This is a genomic window from Aestuariibaculum marinum (genome assembly GCF_014596975.1).
Classification (GTDB): Bacteria; Bacteroidota; Bacteroidia; order Flavobacteriales; family Flavobacteriaceae; genus Aestuariibaculum; species Aestuariibaculum marinum.
The window spans coordinates 1-3,574 of record NZ_JACVXD010000023.1 but is presented as its reverse complement, the minus strand read 5'-3'; the positions used below and the strand labels follow the sequence as shown (position 1 = coordinate 3,574).

The window sequence follows — 3,574 nt, the reverse complement described above, 5'->3', positions numbered from 1 at the left end:
CTTTTTCTCATAATTACTGTTTAAAGTTAATATTATTTTTACACTTTTAAACAGTTCGGTTTTAAGGGAAGCTTACAGTTAACTTACCTGTTTTAGGATTTCTAAATGTATAGTATACATACCACTCCTTTTCTAAAGCTTCTTTCTGTTCTTTTTTTGACAACTTAGACCATTGATTGACATCAACACCCCCAGTGTAAAATTTAGGTTCAGAATAATTGATTTTCATTGGCAAAACGTGTACGGAATTGTGTACGTTCTGTAAAAGTAAAAAAATTGAAGACATAAAAAAACGGATTGTGAGTACACAATCCGTTGATTTTATTAGCATATCGCTTCGTAGCGGGAACAGGACTCGAACCTGTGACCTTCGGGTTATGAGCTTGAAGCCACAACCTCCCAAAACCCTTTTTACTGGGGCTTTCAGCCGCTCAATTTACAAAAACGTATTCGTTTCCGTATTCAAATCGTATTCAGTTTGATGTCTGGATTAGACATTTAATTTTCAATAAAAATAGCACAATTAATTCATATAATCTTGCCACTGAATTAAAATATATTTTTCAAGGTTTTGCTCTTTCTTTTTCAAGAAACCATATTCGTAAACAAAGAAATAAACATCTCCTTTTTGATTCTTCCAGTAATGGGTAAAAAATTTAGGATTAAATCCTTCTGATTCCAAAACCCCCATTCTAACTGTTGCCTTTCCTGCTTTATTATACGCTTTTAAAATGCGTCTATTCTGTTTTAATTGATTATCTACTTTATTATAAAATCTAGGCGCTTCTTCAAGAGATCTTCTATAGTGATATGAACTCTTACAGTGTAAATCACAAAACACTTTATCTGATCTTCCTGTTAATTCCTTTCCACAAGACTTACATACTTTTTTATTCATTTTTACTAATTAATCGAATGTTATACGAATACTATTCGTTTAAGATACAGATAATTAAAATTTTAGGTTTAATTTTAAGAAAAAACTTATGATAACTATTTCACTTAAACCACTTTGGCACAAAAAAACAAGATACATCGCCATAGAGTTTCAGGATAATGCAGAGGTTACATCCTATGTTAAATCGTATCCTAATATGAAATGGAGTGATACTTATAAAACGTTTTACACAACATTCTATAAAGGTGCTATCTCTGACCTATTTAATTACTTCAGACAAAAAAAATGGTATGTAAATTACAGTGATTTTAATACTCAAACAAACGAAAATAAAGAACCTAAAAATAAGCACACTTCCGTTATCCATAAACTACCACCTTTAAATGATGAACAAATTACAGAAATGAATAAATTCAAAAGATGGCTAGAACAAAAACGCTTTAGTACTAATACTGTAGATACATATGTTGAAGTTACCAGCTTGTTTATTCGCTATATTAATTTAAAGAATATCTCCGACATTTCTGCTAGATCTATTGAGCAGTTTAATTATGATTTTATCTTTAAGGCTAATAAGTCCGTTTCCTACCAAAATCAGTGCATTAGCGGTATTAAACATTACTTCAATTTTAAAAACATTAGTGTAGCACCTTTTGAGATAAAACGCCCTGATAAAGACAAAAAACTGCCAAATGTTCTAAGCAAAAGTGAGATTAAAAACATTATCGACAACACACAAAACCTTAAACACAAAACCCTTCTAAGTCTTGTTTACTCAGCTGGTCTACGTATAGGTGAAGCGCTCTTACTAAAACCGAACGACATAGATTACGAACGTAGATTAATACATATTAAAGCAGCTAAAGGCAGAAAAGACAGGTACACCCTTCTTTCCAGTAGTATAATTCCATTACTTCATACTTACATCAACCATTACAATCCAAAAAACTTACTATTTGAAGGAAGAAATGGAGAACCATATACACAAGTTAGTGCCAGACAAGTTTTAAAACAAGCATTGCATAGAGCTAGCATTACCAAATATGCTACTCTGCATACTTTACGGCACAGCTTTGCAACTCATTTACTTGAAAGCGGTACAGACATAAGGTATATCCAAGAGCTTTTAGGTCACAATAGCCCAAAAACAACCATGATATACACACATGTATCTTCAACTAATTTAATTGACATTAAAAATCCTTTTGACACATTGTAAGAAAGTTATTATATTGCAGCTAAAACATTATAAAGCTAAAATTATATGAATGATAAAAAAACTAAAAAATCATCGTTATCCCTCCCGATTAGGTGTAATATGTAGTTTTCAATCATTCATATAAACAAGTTGTGTACAATTATGAAAAACATCACGCTGACAATAATAATCGGACTTTTAACTCTGTCTTGTTCAAAAAATGAGACCGAATTTAAGGGAGATTTATATTTCAAATTAATTGATTTTGGAAGTTTTTATGGAGCTGATGACAAAACAATTGAGAATTTCGAGAAATCTTTTGACAGTATTCGCTGGAGCAAAAATGCGGGAAAAGATGAATTAGAAATTATCCGCGTTTTTGACATTCTAAAAGCAAATGATTTACTTAAATCGCCTTGGATAAATTTAAAAACGGAATCTGACATTAAGAAAGTTTATCTATCTGAATCAGAATACAAAAAACTAAAAAAGTTTGACCGAAATAAATTAATTACCGACAATAAAAAAGTGGAGTTAAAAATCAAAGTGACTGAATTGGACAGCGGAATTTATTACTCGGACAAAATATCGGAAATAAAATTAGCCGACGGAAAAACATATTGGAGAAAATAACTGTACACAACAACGGCTATAGTTCATTGCTTCTGACTTTCCTCTCGGAAAGTCCTCGCAAATTTACTATCTTCGGTTTACGGCGGAAAATCCTAGCGGATTTTCACGCAACGAAACCATAGCCAAACCGTTGTAGTGCATTTGAGAAAATCGAAATGAAGAAGAAAACTATTCTTTCAAAGAAAATAATAAGAGACATAAATAACTCAATTAATGACTCTGATTCCAAGTTAGATGTAAATTTCTTGAATGAAGAAAAATACTATAACTACGAAATTGAAGAATGGTATGGAGAAGAATTTGGAATAAAAGGAGAGTTGAGAAAAAAAATTATTGAGACTCTTATAAAAACGTATTTTGAGTGGAAAAAAGAACTTGATGAATTAAATAAGGAATATTATTTAGCAATTTGGCTTTATAATCCGAGAATGCTGAAATCAGAAATTGTGTGTGCAATAGATGAAAAAGCAAAATATTACGAAAATGAAAGTTTTTTAGCTTCTAATAAAAATAGTGAATTTGACCTAAATCAATTTGGAGTATTATCGACTGAATTACAAAAATTTACTTGGGACAGAAAAATTGATTTGGACTCAGTTCACGAATGGGAAATAAATTTTCCAAAAGAACAATATGAATCGGAAAAGAAATATAATCAAGACCAAAAATTTTATAATAAACTAATTAGAGAAAAATTTCACGTAGTAGAAAAAGATAAGGAAAAGATTTATTTTCATCCAAAAGGAGATGTTTGGATTGGAAAACTGAACTAAACCACTATGGACTTGAAGTCCATAGGTTTGTTACACGAGGGACTAAAGTCCCTCTTTCTTACTCTAATATGA

The 3,574-nt window shown here is 30.8% G+C and carries 5 protein-coding genes; 3 read left to right on the top strand and 2 right to left on the bottom strand.

All coding sequences use genetic code 11. From position 1 onward, the window contains the following. Nucleotides 1-61 precede the first annotated feature (61 nt). Nucleotides 62-229, bottom strand: coding sequence for a hypothetical protein (locus ICJ85_RS15990; protein ID WP_188224802.1), 168 nt, complete (start codon nt 227-229; stop codon nt 62-64). Between the two features lie 294 nt (nt 230-523). Beyond that, complete coding sequence (locus ICJ85_RS15985; RefSeq protein WP_188224801.1) at nt 524-898, bottom strand: hypothetical protein; 375 nt, start codon at nt 896-898, stop codon at nt 524-526. An 88-nt stretch (nt 899-986) separates the two neighbouring features. On the opposite strand from ICJ85_RS15985, the gene ICJ85_RS15980 reads away from it, so the two are divergent. The 3 genes from ICJ85_RS15980 to ICJ85_RS15970 all read left to right on the top strand — a co-directional run bounded on the left by ICJ85_RS15980 (nt 987) and on the right by ICJ85_RS15970 (nt 3,502). Further along, nucleotides 987-2,117, top strand: a complete 1,131-nt coding sequence (locus tag ICJ85_RS15980; RefSeq protein ID WP_188224800.1) for a tyrosine-type recombinase/integrase — start codon at nt 987-989, stop codon at nt 2,115-2,117. Between the two features lie 141 nt (nt 2,118-2,258). Next, nucleotides 2,259-2,729 (top strand): hypothetical protein, encoded by a 471-nt coding sequence (locus ICJ85_RS15975; RefSeq protein ID WP_188224799.1) that lies wholly within the window; start codon nt 2,259-2,261, stop codon nt 2,727-2,729. Nucleotides 2,730-2,884: 155 nt separating this feature from the next. After that, on the top strand, nt 2,885-3,502 hold the full coding sequence (locus ICJ85_RS15970) for a hypothetical protein (RefSeq protein ID WP_188224798.1): 618 nt from the start codon (nt 2,885-2,887) through the stop codon (nt 3,500-3,502). Nucleotides 3,503-3,574: the final 72 nt, after the last annotated feature.